Source organism: Pseudomonas sp. P5_A12 (genome assembly GCF_056400685.1).
Genome location: NZ_JBFUKU010000129.1, coordinates 1 through 15164 on the forward strand (window position 1 = coordinate 1; position 15164 = coordinate 15164).

Here is a 15164-nt window from a genome sequence, read left to right on the forward strand (position 1 = left end):
CTGCTACGCAGCCGGACGCAGGCTGCGCCAGCTGCTACAAGTGTGCTTCAGATAGCGTGGCCCAACGCGGCATAGCATTCCTCAACCGACCGCCGTTGAGTCTCGGCATACAGCCCCAACTCATCAATCGTCGATCGCCCCAGCGCCAGCTCAAACGCCTGCTGGTTCGAATGCACGCCATAGTGGGTTTGCGCCGCGTCCCCCAGGTTCGACTGGAAAATCCCCGCTGCGCTCACCGGCAGAAAATCCTCATACACCAACGGTTCAACCCGCAGATAGCCACCGTCGAGCAAGTCCTCCAGCGACAACGATTCCAACGCATCTGCCGCTTGGCCTTTTTCCGTCACGAAGTAGCGGAAATACGCCAGTTCCTGTCGGCGCATGCCTTCGTACGTGTCAGGAAATTCGCCAAAGTGCTGCGCCATCAGCGCGTTGTAGCGTGCGGCATTGGCTTCGTTGGGGAAGTCTTTCAACTCGTCCCGTGCGGCATTGAGCAAACGGTCATACAGCGCCCGCCCTTTAGGCGTCAGCGCGGCGCCACGTTGCTCGATTTCACCAAAGCGCGCGCTGTGACTGCCTTGGGTTTGAGCTTGATCGGTGAAGGCAACCGGCTCGTCCAGCGCCTTGAAACTGGTCTGGCGCAACAGAATCGGGCACTGACGGCGGGGCGGGCCTTCGATCACCGCTTTGGGGGTGATGCCATGGGCCGGCATCTGCGCCTGTACGATGTCGATGTCCAGTGTGCGCGGCGTCAGGTGGTTGATGTGCGGGCCTTTGAAGGCTACGACGTCGGCGATCAGGYGATGCTGGGTGCTGAGTTTCTGGTATTGCTCGGCGGTAACGGTGGCGCTGTGGTGCCAGCGGAAGGTTTCCAGCGCCTGTTCGACGAAGTGCTGCKCCTCGTCTTCAGTAAGGCCGCCCTCGGTTTCAGCACGCTCGATCAGGGTCAGCGCTGCCGGGGTAAAGATCTGGCGTTTATCCAGCACCGACTGCGCGAACGCGCGCAGTTCCAGGTCTTCGATCAGTTCCAGGCGCAGCAGGGAGGTGAACACGCGAAACGGGCTGACTTGCAACGCCGCTTCGTGCACCGCGCGAAACGCCGTGGAATGCACCGGCACGCCGGCCGGGGTCAGGTCGTAATACCCCACCGGTTGCATGCCCATCACCGCGAACAAACGGGCGAGGGTGGCCAGTTCTGTGGCGGTGCCGACGCGGATGGCGCCGTGACGTTCAAGGTCCAGGCGCTCGATTTCGCCCGTGCTGTTCAACTGACGGGCGATCTGCGGGTCGTTGTCCAGCACGTATTGGTTGGTTTGCTCCACCAACTCCATCAGCGCGCCGTACAACGGCACTTCTTCGCGGTACATGTCGGACATCGCTTTGGAGAAGCGTTGGCGGATCAGGTCAGGGCTGACGAAGCGTGGCTGGCTCATGAAAAAAATTCCTGGCGCGGTGACGTAAAGGATGTGCGAAAAGATCGCAGCCTTCTGCGCCGCCGACAAACGAAGAATCTTACGAACTTCATTCTGCCAAGGACTGCTTCGCAGTCGGACCTGTAGCCCTGTAGCAGCTGACGAGCAGCGCGAGGCTGCGTCCGGCGGCGCAGCCGTCGTGAAATCAGGCATTGCGGTTTTTCAGTTGAACCGCGTTCTCAGGGTTTACGACGGCTGCGCCGCCGGACGCAGCCTCGCCGGGGCTCGACAGCTGCTACAAAACCCCTCAACCAGCTCTGATTCACTACCCTCCCCGTAGCAGCTGACGAGCARCGCGAGGCTGCGTCTGGGATYTGCCTGACAAAACGCGATTGCCCGGTGAGGTTCAAGACGGTATCTACAGGGCGGTTGTTACAGGTGGGAGCGGCTTTCCGTGCGCAGCGATCCCAGGAACTCCCGATACAGTCGTGCGGTATTGGCGGGCTGTTCGACCATCGGCATGTGGCCACTGTGATCCCAGATATGCACCCGCAGATCGACGATGCCTTTGCTCCAGACCGCCACGCTGCTGACGTCGATCAAACGGTCCTTGTGCCCCCACAGCAACAGTGCCGGACACTTGATGTCGGCCAACTTCGGCTCCATCGGCGGGCTGGCGCGAAAGTCGTTGAAGATTTCTTCCAGTTCATCGCGGCTGTGTGCATAGCGGTGGGCAATGGCGTCCAGCACCACGCGGGGCACCCACGGTGGTTCGGCCATGGTCATGGCGTAGAAGTATTGAAACTCTTCCCGCGAATGAATCAGAAACGGGTTGTGACCCTTGGCCAAATGCCGCTCCAGATCACTGGCCTCGGGCGCGGTGACCCCGGCCGGGTCGATCAGCGCCACGGAAGCAATTCGATCCGGATACGTGGCCGCCAGCCACGCCGCGATGTAACCGCCCATTGAGTTGCCGATCACATGCACCTTCTCGACCCCGCAGACATCCAGCAACTGGATCATGCGCTTGGCTTGCAGCGGGATGTCATAGCCGCCGCCGGCCTTGAAGCCGGTTTCGCCATGCCCGGCAATGTCCGGAATGATCACCCGATAATTGCCGACAAAGTGCCGGGCAAATCGCAGCCACAGATTTTTGTCGGCGCTGTAGCCGTGCAGCATCAGCACGCTGCTGGACGCCTCATACGGCCCGCCTTGCCAGGTCGAGACGGTCATCTCGTTAATGGGCACGACGATTTTGTGCAGCCGATACAGCTTGGCTTCAATGGCCATGCTCAAGTCATACAGCCAATAACCGATGGCTGGATAGTTCAACCAGCTCCAGGCCACGACAACCGCGATGATGACAACGAATAGAAGCATCGTATGACTTCCTTTTACGTGATCAGGACAGGATGTGGTCGGCGGGTTTCAAGGCCCGGGTCAATCGGTGATAACTGAAACTGAACCCCGGAAACATGGCAATCACATGACCGCTCTTGCTTTGGTACCAACTGTGGCACCCTCCGGACTTCCATACGGTGCGCTCCATCTCACGGTGGATCATTTCAGTGTAGGTACGTTCCGCTTCGGCGCGAACTTCAATGCTGCGTAAACCCTGTGCTTTTAACGTACGGATACAGTCGAGGATGTAATTCATCTGCGACTCGATGATGAACAGCGCCGAGGTGTGGCCAATGCCGGTGTTGGGGCCGGTGACGATGAACAGGTTCGGGAAGTCCGGCAGGCTGGTACCCAGATAGGCCCGGGGATACTGCGCCCAGACGTCTTTGAGTTGCGTGCCGTGCTTGCCGGTGACCGGGTAGGAAATCACCCCGTCGGTGGCGTCGTAACCGGTGGACCAGACAATCAGGTCGAGGTCGATGTGCTGGCCGTCCTGGGTAACGATGCCGGTTTCATCGATAGACGCAATGCCTTGCTCGCGGCTGTGCAGGGTGACGTTGCTGCGGCCGAGCGTCGGGTACAGGGTGCTGGAGACAATCACCCGCTTGCAGCCGATGGTGAAGTCCGGCGTCAGTTTTTTGCGTAATTCGGGGTCTGGCACCTGACGCTTGAGGAAGCGCAGGGCGTGTTGCTGGACCATGTGGACGGCCGGTTTCGAGTATTTGAAGGCAATCACCCGGGTTTCAAACTGCCAGTAGATCATCCAGCGCAGCAGTTTGTAGGCCGGTTTCAGGCCCAGCAGCCAACGCTGAAACGGCCCAAATGCGCGGTCGGCCCTTGGCAGTACCCAGTGCGGCGTGCGTTGAAAAACATGCAAGTGCTCGACGTCCGGAGCAATCGCCGGGATGACCTGCGCGGCGCTGGCACCACTGCCGATGATGGCCACGCGTTTTTGCCGGTAGTCGTAGGAATGGTCCCAGTTGTTGGTGTGAAAAGTCTTACCCTGAAAGCGCTCCATACCCTCGAAGTGCGGGACGACCGGTTGGCTCAATGGCCCCGTCGCATTAATCAGAAACTGCGCGTAATACGTGCCTTTGGCGGCGGTGTGCACGGCCCAGCGTTTGCTGGCGTCATCCCATTCGATCCGTTCGACATTGGCCTCCAGTTCGACCTTGTCCCGCAGGCCGAAGTGTTCCACCACGTACTGGGTGTAGCGGTGCAGTTCCGCCTGTTCGGCGAACATTTGCGTCCAGCGATAGGGCGCAAAGGACAGCGAATACAGGGGCGAGGGCACATCCACCGCCGCGCCGGGGTAGGTGTTCTGGCACCAGGTGCCGCCGAAAAAGTCCCGTCGTTCCAGCAGGCGAAAATCGTCGATGCCCGCCTTGAGCAAATTGATCGCCGCGCACTGACCGCCAAAACCACTGCCGATGATCAACACTTGAAAGGTTTGCATGGGCCTCCTTTTTATCATTGTTTATTGAACCCTCCCTTCATGTATAGCCAAACATTGTCGACTCGCGTGGTGGCAATACCCTGGTATTCAGCCCGCTCGCCGGTGATGGCTATTTAACGTCACCCTGATAGACTCTCAACGCACCTGCAACCCCGGTGTTATCAGGTTTCGTTCAGTGGCGCAGAGGCCCTATGGTAAATTCGGGAGGAAAAGGACTTTCATTGGCCAGGAGGCTCTACGCATCGCGAACCTTGGGCCTGGCCTTGGGCTTGTTGTGCGTGGGCGCGGCGATGTACCCACTCGACCCGGCACCGTGGGTGTGGGGGCTGATGGTGTTCAACGGCGTGCTTTGGCCGCACGTTGCCCATCAGTGGGCGCAACGGGCCAAGGTGCCGACTCACTCCGAGCATCGCAATATTCTGGTCGACGCCTTTCTTGGTGGTTTCTGGGTGGCGGCCATTCAGTTCAATCCGCTGCCCAGCGTTGCAACGCTGTCGATGATGGCGATGCACAATGTCGCCATCGGCGGTTTGCGTTTTCTGTTAGTAGGCTTTGTCGCGCAGATTCTCGGGATGGTGGTTGGAGGGTTGGTGTTTACCCCGGCCTTCATCCCGTCGACGACACCGTTGCAAATGCTCGCCTGCATGCCCTTATTGATTGTGTATCCCTTGTCGTTGGGCTGGCTCTGCTTTCGTCAGGCCACTACCCTTGGCCGACAAAAGTGCGAGTTGCTGGCGCTGAGCCGCACCGACAGCCTGACCGGCCTGTTGAACCATGGCGCCTGGAAGGACCAACTGGATGTCGAATTCCAGCGTTGCCAACGTGAGCAGGGCGGGGCGATTGCACTGATCGACATCGACCATTTTAAAACCATCAATGACACCTACGGCCACGTCGCCGGGGACATCGTGTTGCGCCAGCTGAGCAAAGTGCTCAAGCAGAACCTGCGCGCCACTGATATTGCCGGGCGTTATGGCGGCGACGAGTTCTGCGTGATCCTGCCCGACGTGCCATTGAACGGCGCCGCCGCGACGATGGACGCCTTGCGCGACCGTTTTGCCACGCTGGGTTACGAGCAGAGTCCGGGGTTGAAGGTCAGCTTGAGCATTGGTCTGGCGGCGTTTGACCCGACGCATACTGACGCAACCGTGTGGCTCAACGATGCGGATCAGGCGTTGTATGAAGCCAAAACCACGGGGCGCAATCGGGTGATTTGCCGCATTAATGGCAATCCCAATCACGAACTGCTCGACTCGGTCTGATCCAGCACCGCCAATCCCCCTGTGGGAACGATGTGATCGTTCCCACGCTCCGCGTGGGAATGCCTCAACGGACGCTCCGCGTTCGGCTTGAGAGGGACGCGGAGCGTCCCGGGCTGCGTTACCACGCAGAGCGTGGGAACGATCATCATGAGGCGCACAACTTTCCAAGACGTTTCCTACAACGTACCCTGTTGCCGCGTTTCGGTATCGACCCCTATAGTTCGGGCTCGCGGAAAACTCTGCGAACGACCTTGGTCGGTCGGTCACATCAAACGCATCAGTGCCATTGCTCAGACCTTTTATGTCTGAGCATCGTGTTATGGCAGCTGTGCGCGGGACACCCTAGGGTGTGCCGGGTTTGGGTGTGCCGGTCGGCCAACCCGCACACAGCTGCCACCTAATTCGCTTGGCCGCGAACGGTGGATGCTCTATTTGGAGTTACACCTATGCACGACCAAGTTATGCCCCGTTACCTCCCCATCGACACCTACGACGCCGAAAATCCGGTGCTCTTCATCAATACCCACAAAGAACTCAGCGACCTCGCAGCCTGCGCGGCGCATCGCTTCACGGTGGTTCGTGATCTGACGGACACCTTGTCCAGCCTGGGCCTCAAAGGGATTTCAGACTGTGATCTGACCCGTGTCACCGGGGCAGTGCATCTGCTGATGCGTGAAGGGTGCGCGATACTGGATGTGATCCGGGCGCGGGCGTTGCAGCGGGAGGAGGGGTTCAAGGCTGCAATCTAGCGGTGTTGCAACCGGCCCCTTCGCGGGCAAACCACGCTCCCACGGTTGAAACGCATTCCCCTGTGGGAGCGTGGCTTGCCCGCGATGACGTCAGCCCAGGCAATACAGCTAAACCGGCTAAACCATCACTCCTTCACACGCATGAACTCTTGCGCCCAGCGAATGTAATCCTCAGGCTGCGTATAGGTATGCGTCAGTTCCGTAGCGCTCAAGTCCGAGGCCTGGGTAAAGATCTGCCGCTGCTCGCGCAAGCTGTCGTACGTCGCCTTGATCGCCGCGAAGTAAGCACCATGACCGTCAATGGTCACTCGCACGCCCAGCTCGGCCAGGCGTTTGTCGTCGCGCAGCGCCGGGTTGCCATAGGTGACCAGCATCAGCGGCACGCTCAGGTGTTCGGCGATTTTTTCCAGTTGGTCGAAGTCCTGCACGCCCACCATGCAGATCCCGTCTGCGCCGGCGGCCTGGTATTGCTGGGTGCGGTTGATGATTTCCTGGATGGGCAGGATGCCGGCGTTGGTGCGGGCGATGATCGCCATTTCCGAATCCACCCGGGCTTCCAGCGCTGCGCGGATCTTGCCGACGCCTTCCGCGACACCGATCAGGTCAGTGGATTTACGGCCGAATTGCGCGGGCAGCAAGGTGTCTTCGATGGTCAGTGCGGCGATGCCGGCGCGTTCGAGTTCGACAATGGTGCGCATCACGTTGAGCGCGTTGCCGTAGCCATGGTCGGCGTCGGCGATGACCGGCAATTGCGCGACACGGCCGATGCGTGTCGCCTGTTCGGCGAACTCGCTGAGGGTGATCAACGCAAAGTCGGGAGCGCCCAGCACCTGCAACGATGCGACGGAACCGCCCAGAATCCCCACTTCAAAACCCAGGTCAGCGGCAATGCGGGCCGACATCGGGTCGAAGACCGAAGCCGTGTGGTAGCAGGTGTTGGAAGCGAACAGTTCGCGAAAGTTACGGCGCAAATCTTGATGGGAAAGCCTGGACATACGAGTTCCACCACTGCAATGGGAATGGAAGGGCTTGAGCAAAAGTGTCAACGCCGAAGGAACAAAAGGCTATCACGTGGACAAGGTGAAGATGATGACGAATTAACAATGCCATTAACTCGAATCCTCGGCGTAACGCTAACCCATGTAGATACCGTCTTGAACCTCACCGGGCAATCGCGTTTTGTCAGGCAAATCCCAGACGCAGCCTCGCGTTGCTCGACAGCTGCTACGGGGAGGGTAGTGAGTCAGAGCTGGTTGAGGGGATTTGTAGCAGCTGCCGAAGGTTCGGGCCGCGTTCGGACGTCCGAGTGCGCAGCATTCGCCATCGGGCGATTACGCCGCCACAGTCTGCCGCTGTTGATTGAGCAAAGGCACTGCGCGCACCGAGTTGCCGGGTTGCAATTGCAGGCGTTTGGCAGTGAGGCGGTCGACCACCAGGCTATTGCCGACCATTCGCGCCTGGGCTGCGGTAATGCGGCAGTTTTCCAGGCGGCGGTTATAGATCAGCCACACCGGGGCCTGCTCGTCAGGTGTGCCGATGGCCAATACCAGCGCCTGACTGTCGCGCACGGTGCGGATTTTGGACACGGGAGCCTCAATCACCGGCCCGGCGTCGAAAATATCAATGTAGCMCTTGTGGGCAAACCCCTCGGCATTGAGGATCTTCATGGCCGGTTCAGTGTTCGGGTGAGCTTTGCCAATCACGGCCTGGGCCTGTTCAGTCAGCAGGCAGGTGTAGAGCGGTTGGCGCGGCATCAGTTCGGCGATGAATGATTTGCTGCCCAGCCCCGACAGGTGATCGGCATAACTGAACTCCATCTTGAAGAAGTGCCGGCCCAGGCTGTCCCAGAACGGTGAACAACCCTGCTCGTCGGCACTGCCCCGCAGTTCGGCGATGAGCTTGTCGCCGAACAGTTGCGGGAACTCGGCGACGAACAGCAGGCGCGCCAGCGACAGTAAGCGACCATTTGTACCCTGGCGTTGATCGTGTCGCAGAAACAGCGAGCAGAGTTGCGATTGGCCGGTCATTTCGTTGTTCAGGAACAAGGTCGGAATCTGCCGCTCGATCCCCAGGTCCGGCGAAGCGCTGACGGTCAGCCCGACCCGATAGTTGTACCAGGGGTCGCGCAGGCCTACGGCGCCGGCCAATGCACTGATGCCGACCACATGCTGATCGTCATCCYCCAGCACAAACAGGTAATCGGCATCCGCACGCTCGACCTGTTCGGCGAACGTCCGCTGGGCCCAGCGCACCCGGTGCGCCAGGCGTTCCTCATTGGCCGGCAGGGTGGTGAACCCGGGGCCGGCTTGTTGCACCAGGTCCATCAAGGCGGGCAGGTCGGTGACGCTAACCGGGCGGACAATCATGATGCTGCTCCTTGTTCGCACCTGTTCGGGCGCTGTCGTTGGGCGCGGGGCCAGGTGGTACTCACAGGGCGATCAGCCGGATCGGGCTGCCATCGGTCACGTTCAGGGCGATGCACATGTCGGCGCTCAACCCCACCGGCTGACCGGCTTGGTAATCCAGCTCGGCGACGATGGCGCGATAACCCCTGAGTGYGTCATTGCTGACCAGGTAGCGACCGCGCGCATCGATGGACGAACCGGTCTGCACCGTGCCAGTCACGCTTTGGGCGATGGAGAGCACGTTCGAGGTGCGTGCATACAGGGTCGGGCCACCGTCGAACAGGTCGATGTAGCTGTTGGTTTCAAACCCTTCACGCTCAAGAATATCGAAGGCCTCCTGGCCTTCGGGGTGAATTCGGCCGATGCACTCCTGCGCTGCCTGCGGCAGCATCGGCACGTAGATCGGGTACTGCGGCATCAGTTCGGCGAGGAAGGTCCGGGCTTGTAGGCCGCACAATCGTTCGGCCTCGGCATAAGGCAGGTCGAAAAAGTGTTTACCCAGCGCATCCCAGAACGGCGATTGCCCGTCATCGCTGCTGTAACCGACGATTTCGGTGATCACCGCTTCGGCAAATCGCTGCGAATGGGCGGCGATGAACAGCAGCCGTGCCCGTGACAGCAACTGCGAAAATGCGCTGCGCACCAGCGGGGCATCGATGTGAAAGCCGCGCAGCAAGGTGTGACCGTTGAGGTCCTGGCATAACGACAGTGCCGGGACACCATGCTCGATGTTCAGCTCCCGGGAGGTGCTGGTGAAGTGGCGGTTGCGCAAGCTGTAGAACGGCTCGTTGAAACCGGCGGTGGCGAGGATTTCCGAGCACCCGACCAGGCGCCGGGCCGTCAGGTCCTCAAGCACGAAGAAGTAGTTCTCCGGGCCATGTTCCTCAACGTCTTTTTCGAATGAGGCGCAGGAATCGACAATTCTGCTGCGCAAGCGCTCGGTGTCGTCCGGCAACGACGTGACGCCTAGCAGGCTGTCGCGTGCCAGTTGTTGTAGCTGGGGCAGGTCGGTTAATTCGACTGGGCGTAAGACCAGCATGGCTACACTCCTGTATTAAAGGGCTCGGTGTAGTGCACCGAACCTGACTATCACTGTCGGGTTCCACGCGTGAAAGCAGCGACCGCCTGATTTGTTGTCAGACGCCGCCMTTTTTCTTGTCAGCCATTGCTCGGGTCGGACAGCTCTGTGCTGGCGCCCGGTTTTTTGAGGAAAAACAGATACACCAGCCCCAAGGCAATCCAGATCAGGCCCAGTTTCTGTGCATCAACCCCCATGTTGTACATGATTGCCGCAACGATGATAAAGCCAACCGACGGGCAGACCAGATGCCTGATCAGCTGGTCGGACTGCTGCCGACGCCAGTAGTAGTTAATAACTGTCAGGTGCAGCAACATGAAGCCGCTCAACGCGCCGAAGTTCACCAACGACGTGAGGGTGTCCACCGAATTGATGAACAGGTAGCAGATCACCAGCGACAGCACCGCCACCAGGTAAATGCTCAGGTACGGGGTGTTGTGTTTGGGGTGAACCCTGGCGAGCACTTTTGGCAGTTTTCCGTCCCGAGCCATGCCGAACAACAGGCGCGATACCGCCGCTTGCGAAGTGATCGCCACCGCCACTCCCCAGGCCAGGGCCGTGGCCACGGCGGTCAGGGTTGCCAGCCAACTGCCGGCGGCGATGTCGGCGATTTCATAGAACGCGGTGTCGGCGGATTTGAACCCCATACCCGCGGCGAGATCCGTGGCAATCCAGGTCTGCGCGACAAAAATAGTGCCCATCACCAGCAGGGTGATCAACGCAGCCTTGCCGACGCTGCGGCCCGGGTCGTCTTTGATTTCTTCGGCGAGGGTGGAAATCGCGTCGAACCCCAGGAACGACAGCACGGCAATCGACACCGCTTGCATCAGCAGGGCGAAATTAAAAGTCACGGGGTTGTACAGCGGCGCCAGCGTCAGCTGACCGTTACCGCCGCCGTTGTGCAGTGCGCTCCAGGCGTAGAACAGGAAGATCCCCAGCACCACCAGTTGCGCCAGCAGAAACACGATATTCATGCGTGCGGTGAAGGTAATGCCCCGCAGGTTCACAAAGGTCGCGCTAACCAAAAACGCGAGGATGAAACCGACTTTCGGGATGTCCGGGTAAAGGTGATTCAGCGCCATCGCGGCATACACGTAGAGCAGCGGTGGAATCAGCAGGTAATCGAGCAGCATCAGCCAGCCGGCGATAAACCCGACATGGGGGTTGAGACCCCGTTGTGCGTAGGAATACACCGAGCCGGCAATCGGAAACGCCCGGGCCATGCTGCCGTAACTGAGGGCCGTGAACAGCATCGCAAGCATGCCGATGAGGTAGGCCAGCGGCACCATGCCCGGTGCCTCGGCATTGACATAGCCGTACACGCCAAAGGGCGCGATGGGGATCATGAAGATCATCCCGTACACCACCAGATCGGTCAGTGTCAGGCTGCGTTTCAATTCTTGCTTGTAGCCAAATTTCTCAATTTCCATGAGACCCTTCTCCTTGGAGTTAAGCAGCGGTGGCTGCCAGTTTGAAACTGTCGGGTTACAACAACGGTGCCAGGTAGTCGGTCCAGCGACTGACGTTTTCAGGCGTGCGCAACAAGTCGTTGCGCACCTCGATCAGCACCGCCTCCAGTCCGCGTGCGTCGCCGTGTACGGGCACGGTCATGTCGCCCAGTGGGTTGATCTTGTACGGTTCATTGGCGGCGACCTTCAACGGGTGCCGGCTCAAGCCAGCGATCAATCGTTGGGCATAATCCTTGGCTTCGGCAAACAGCACACCGGCTTCCAGTGCACGGGGTTGGCCATGGTAAACCGGGGTGAAGCTGTGAATGCCGACCAGCCGCACCGGTCGGCCTTGGGCGAGACGTTCATCGATCAAGGTCTGCAGCCGCGAATGAAACGGCTTGAACAGGCATTGCCGGCGGTACTCGCGAGTGGCCTCGTCAATATCCCGATTACCCGGAATCGGATAAATCTCACTCTGCGAGGGAATGCTGTCCGCGGCGTGCAGCGGGCGGTTGAGGTCTATCAGCAATCGCGAGTAATTGGCCGMCAGCAACGTCGCACCCAGCGCATTGGACAAACCCTGCGCCAGCGCCAGGGCGCCGATATCCCAGGCAATATGCTCGCGAGCGGCTTCGGGGCCAAGGCCCAGGTTATTGAGTGTGGCCGGGATAAAGCGGCTGGCGTGCTCGCACACCAGAATCAGCGGGTGCTCGCTGGTTTCGCGGCTCAAGGTGAAGGTCGGCTCGGTGAACAGCCCGAGTTCAGGAGATTCAGTACAGGCGCGCATAGTGCTCACAGAGTTCGGCGGGCGACAGCTGTTCCGTCAGCGTCAGCTCCTCGGATTTAAGGGCGAAGTAGGTGTCCAGTAATGCATTGGGCAAGGCTTCGATCAGCGCTTCACTTTGGCGCAAGCTGTCCAGCGCCTCGGCCAGGGACGCGGGCAGGGCGACGATGCCGCGGGCCTGGCGTTGTTCTTCGTTGAGGGCGTCGGGGACTTCATCGGTGATCGCGTTCAAGGCCAGGCGCTGCTCGATGCCCAGTCGCCCGGCGATCAGCAGCGCCGCCATCGCCAGGTGTGGCGAGGCCGTAGCGTCCAGGGCGCGAAATTCCACGTTGTATTGCGCCGCCACCGATTTGCCGCCCAGGCTTACGGTCGGGCAAATCCGCAGCGCCGCTTCACGGTTGCGTTGACCAAGGCAGGCGTAGGACGCACTCCAGTGATGCGGCTGCAATCGTTCGTAGGACACCGGCGTCGGCGCGGTAAAAGCACACAGTGCCGGCAAGTAATGCAGGATGCCGGCGGCCCAGTGCTGGCCGAGGGTCGACAGGCCAYTGGTGGTGCCCGCGTCGTACATCACCGGTTGAGCGGCCAGGTCCAGCAGGCTGACATGCAGGTGCACGCCATTGCACACCGCGTGCTCGGAGGTCTTGGGCGCGAAGCTCATGTCCAGGTTCATCTGCCGGGCGATTTCGCGGGTGATTTCCCGCACGTTCACCGCGCGATCTGCGGCGGCCACACCGAGGGCGGGACGACAGGTGATTTCGTATTGATGCTTGCCGTATTCAGGCAGGAACATCTCCGGTTCGACTCCGCCAGCGCGCAGGGCACTGAGCAACCAGCCGCCGAATTCGGCGCCTTGGCGCTGGGCCTCAAGGGAGAACGCGAGGTGTTCTGTCGTGCCGCTGTTGAGGTTGAATTCATGCTCAAACGCGGCATTGACCTGCAAGCCCAGTTCGGCYCGATAACGCTCGACTTCATGGCGCAACAGGGTGCGCGGGCAAGCGCCCCACGGGCGGCCATCGGTTTCGCGAAGGTCACCATGAATGAAATCCAGCGCCGGGGCCGTAGCATCCGGAYCGTTGTTGACCGTCACCCGGCTGCTCACGTCAGGAATCAGCCGCAAATCGCCATAAGCGCCCCACGGGTTGGTGGAGGCGATGATGTCTTGCGGCGTTAATGCGCTGTTGGCCGGGACCCAGCCGCAACCCGTTGCCAGGTAGTGTTCAAGTTCGTCCGTGGGAAACGAGCGACCGCGTGTCACACCAATCAGGTCGGTGGTGACCAGGGTGGTCATAGGCAGCGCTGACAGGCGTTCGCTCATGCCTGCATCTCCTGCAACCGGTCGAGAACGGTCTGGGTGTCGGTGATCCAGCAGTAACCTTTGATCGCATTCAGGCAGGCAAGATGGCGTTCCGGCGTGTAGGTCGCGCAGGCATCTTCCACCAGCGTCACCAGGTAGCCGCGGTCGGCGGCGTCACGCACGGCCATGTCTACGCATTGGTCGGTGACGATGCCGGCGATGACCAGATGCCGGGTCTCGAGGTTGCGTAGCACGTAGTCGATGTTGGTGGAGTTGAACGTCCCGGAGGAGGTCTTGGGCAGGACGATTTCGTTCTCTGTGGGTGTCAGGTCTTCGATGATTCGCGCTGACGGGCTGCCCTTGGGCACGTGCATGTCCGAGAGCTTGTGGTCCAGCGAGCGGTCGCGGCCATCGGCGGTGAGGCTTTCGATGATCGTGTGCAACACGTTTTGCCCGGCGCTGCGAAAGGCATTCAGCAACCGTCGTTGATTGGGCACCACCTGCCTGTGGGTGCGAGTCAGGAAGTATTCGGCGTCGGGCCCGTTGAGGTGCGGGTCGAACTGCGGTTCGAGCCAGGCGCGCTGCATGTCCACCAGCAACAACGCGGTGTGGTGGGCGGTAAACGGCAAGTCCCGGGGTGAGCGATGGGGGAGCGTAAACATCCTTATTTATCCTCCAGCAGGTGGGTGTCAAATTCGCCGCGCAGGGTGTCGATGCCTTCCAGGCGATCGGCGAGGTCAGGGCTGCGCAACGTCAGGCAGGCAATCAATGCCTCCACCTGGGCCAGCGCAGGCACCATAGTGTCGAAGGCCGACACCGATTCCACTGGCGCACTGATGATCAGGTCCGCCATCTCCCGCAGCGGTGAAGCATAGATGTCAGTGAACAAAACCACCCGGGCGTATCGGCTCTTGACGGCGCTGGTCAGACGCAAGGTCCGCGACTGGTAGCGGCGATAGTCGAACACCAGCACCACGTCTTGACGCTGCACGTCGAACACCCGGTCCGGCAGTTGGGCGTTGTCTTCCAGGGCAAAGCAGCCGGGTCGCAACAGGCGCAGGTGGTTGAGCAAATAGTGGGCAAGGAAACTGCTGAAACGCCCGCCAAAGCAATGCACCTGATGGCGGGTGTCGAGTAGCCACTCGACGAGGATCCGAATGTCTTCGGGCTGGGTCAGCGCATGGGTATCCACCAGCGCTCGATGGCTGCCTTCCAGATAGTGGCTCCAGGCATCACCTTTTTGCAGATGGGAGCGCGGTTGCAACTGGGCGCTGGGGGACCGCAAGCGGTGGTCCATGTCGCTGAGCAGGGCCTCCTGGAAATCGGCGTAACCGCTGAAACCGAGTTTCTTCACCAGCCGCACAATGGTGGGATCGCTGACACCGGCATGTTCGGCCAAACGTGACATCGGACCAAGTCCGTTGCGCGGGTAGTGGTCCAGCAAGGCACGTATGACTTTGCGTTCCGCTGGCGTCAATTCCAGGCCAGCATCGGTGATCAGGTCTCTGAGGGTGGGCATCCGGGCTCCTGCTGGATGGGGGTGTCGGTTTCATTTCATAAATTGCTAAAACAGTATTTGTGTAATGGACTCTACAAGTCTAGTGAATTTTTTCGTGTTTTTTTCGAGCCCCAAAACGGGGCGAAACCCGCGTGCTACGCGGGCTACACGGAAGTCGACAGCGCGTGTAGGACATCGCCCGTATCACTGTCGGACATTGCCGAATTTTATCGACCCGCTGTGCCGGTAACCCGTGTTTACCGATTAAAACGAAACGCCCTGAACCGGGCTTCTTGCGGCACAATTGGGCAACTTATTTGCGGCGTGTTGCCGTTTTTTGTTTCATTGACAGGGTGATGATCCGTGCAAGC

At 60.1% G+C, this 15164-nt stretch carries 13 protein-coding genes; 2 read left to right on the forward strand and 11 right to left on the reverse strand.

Going from position 1 to position 15164, the window contains the following annotated elements:
• Positions 1-47: 47 nt before the first annotated feature.
• The 3 genes from hglS to AC1DSG_RS17690 all read right to left on the reverse strand — a co-directional run bounded on the left by hglS (position 48) and on the right by AC1DSG_RS17690 (position 4269).
• Positions 48-1433 carry a 2-oxoadipate dioxygenase/decarboxylase HglS gene (hglS, locus tag AC1DSG_RS17680; protein WP_477792034.1) on the reverse strand — a complete coding sequence of 462 codons (1386 nt, stop codon included), beginning with the start codon at positions 1431-1433 and terminating at the stop codon, positions 48-50.
• A gap of 411 nt (positions 1434-1844) precedes the next feature.
• Positions 1845-2792 (reverse strand): alpha/beta fold hydrolase, encoded by a 948-nt coding sequence (locus AC1DSG_RS17685; RefSeq protein ID WP_477792035.1) that lies wholly within the window; start codon positions 2790-2792, stop codon positions 1845-1847.
• 22 nt (positions 2793-2814) lie between these two features.
• Positions 2815-4269 carry a flavin-containing monooxygenase gene (locus AC1DSG_RS17690; protein WP_477792036.1) on the reverse strand — a complete coding sequence of 485 codons (1455 nt, stop codon included), beginning with the start codon at positions 4267-4269 and terminating at the stop codon, positions 2815-2817.
• A 191-nt stretch (positions 4270-4460) separates the two neighbouring features.
• Between AC1DSG_RS17690 and AC1DSG_RS17695 the strand changes: the two genes are divergently transcribed.
• Together AC1DSG_RS17695 and AC1DSG_RS17700 are read left to right on the forward strand one after the other, a co-directional pair.
• Positions 4461-5531, forward strand: a complete 1071-nt coding sequence (locus tag AC1DSG_RS17695; protein ID WP_477792037.1) for a diguanylate cyclase — start codon at positions 4461-4463, stop codon at positions 5529-5531.
• Positions 5532-5977: 446 nt separating this feature from the next.
• Positions 5978-6280 (forward strand): hypothetical protein, encoded by a 303-nt coding sequence (locus AC1DSG_RS17700; protein ID WP_477792038.1) that lies wholly within the window; start codon positions 5978-5980, stop codon positions 6278-6280.
• A 125-nt stretch (positions 6281-6405) separates the two neighbouring features.
• Here AC1DSG_RS17700 and AC1DSG_RS17705 read toward each other — a convergent pair whose 3' ends face one another.
• The 8 genes from AC1DSG_RS17705 to AC1DSG_RS17740 all read right to left on the reverse strand — a co-directional run bounded on the left by AC1DSG_RS17705 (position 6406) and on the right by AC1DSG_RS17740 (position 14814).
• Positions 6406-7275, reverse strand: a complete 870-nt coding sequence (locus AC1DSG_RS17705) for an isocitrate lyase/PEP mutase family protein (protein WP_477792039.1) — start codon at positions 7273-7275, stop codon at positions 6406-6408.
• Between the two features lie 336 nt (positions 7276-7611).
• Complete coding sequence (astA, locus tag AC1DSG_RS17710) at positions 7612-8646, reverse strand: arginine N-succinyltransferase (protein WP_477792040.1); 1035 nt, start codon at positions 8644-8646, stop codon at positions 7612-7614.
• Positions 8647-8707: 61 nt separating this feature from the next.
• Entirely contained in the window at positions 8708-9724 is a 1017-nt protein-coding gene (locus tag AC1DSG_RS17715; protein ID WP_477792041.1) for an arginine N-succinyltransferase, read from the reverse strand.
• 119 nt (positions 9725-9843) lie between these two features.
• Complete coding sequence (locus AC1DSG_RS17720) at positions 9844-11193, reverse strand: APC family permease (protein ID WP_477792042.1); 1350 nt, start codon at positions 11191-11193, stop codon at positions 9844-9846.
• A gap of 55 nt (positions 11194-11248) precedes the next feature.
• Entirely contained in the window at positions 11249-12001 is a 753-nt protein-coding gene (locus tag AC1DSG_RS17725; protein ID WP_477792043.1) for an N-formylglutamate amidohydrolase, read from the reverse strand.
• Positions 11985-13316 (reverse strand): glutamine synthetase family protein, encoded by a 1332-nt coding sequence (locus AC1DSG_RS17730; protein WP_477792044.1) that lies wholly within the window; start codon positions 13314-13316, stop codon positions 11985-11987. The genes AC1DSG_RS17725 and AC1DSG_RS17730 overlap by 17 nt, the downstream gene beginning before the upstream one ends.
• On the reverse strand, positions 13313-13957 hold the full coding sequence (locus AC1DSG_RS17735; protein WP_477792045.1) for a cysteine hydrolase family protein: 645 nt from the start codon (positions 13955-13957) through the stop codon (positions 13313-13315). The genes AC1DSG_RS17730 and AC1DSG_RS17735 overlap by 4 nt, the downstream gene beginning before the upstream one ends.
• 2 nt (positions 13958-13959) lie before the next feature.
• Positions 13960-14814, reverse strand: a complete 855-nt coding sequence (locus AC1DSG_RS17740; RefSeq protein ID WP_477792046.1) for a MurR/RpiR family transcriptional regulator — start codon at positions 14812-14814, stop codon at positions 13960-13962.
• Between the last annotated feature and the right edge of the window lie 350 nt (positions 14815-15164).

What these genes read in the sequence shown, in the direction of transcription:
- AC1DSG_RS17685 (WP_477792035.1), bottom strand. Translation starts at nt 2,792, where the DNA reads ATGCTTCTATTCGTTGTCATCATCGCGGTTGTCGTGGCCTGGAGCTGG.
- AC1DSG_RS17740 (WP_477792046.1), bottom strand. Translation starts at nt 14,814, where the DNA reads ATGCCCACCCTCAGAGACCTGATCACCGATGCTGGCCTGGAATTGACG.
- AC1DSG_RS17705 (WP_477792039.1), bottom strand. Translation starts at nt 7,275, where the DNA reads ATGTCCAGGCTTTCCCATCAAGATTTGCGCCGTAACTTTCGCGAACTG.
- AC1DSG_RS17735 (WP_477792045.1), bottom strand. Translation starts at nt 13,957, where the DNA reads ATGTTTACGCTCCCCCATCGCTCACCCCGGGACTTGCCGTTTACCGCC.
- AC1DSG_RS17695 (WP_477792037.1), top strand. Translation starts at nt 4,461, where the DNA reads ATGGTAAATTCGGGAGGAAAAGGACTTTCATTGGCCAGGAGGCTCTAC.
- AC1DSG_RS17700 (WP_477792038.1), top strand. Translation starts at nt 5,978, where the DNA reads ATGCACGACCAAGTTATGCCCCGTTACCTCCCCATCGACACCTACGAC.
- AC1DSG_RS17690 (WP_477792036.1), bottom strand. Translation starts at nt 4,269, where the DNA reads ATGCAAACCTTTCAAGTGTTGATCATCGGCAGTGGTTTTGGCGGTCAG.
- AC1DSG_RS17720 (WP_477792042.1), bottom strand. Translation starts at nt 11,193, where the DNA reads ATGGAAATTGAGAAATTTGGCTACAAGCAAGAATTGAAACGCAGCCTG.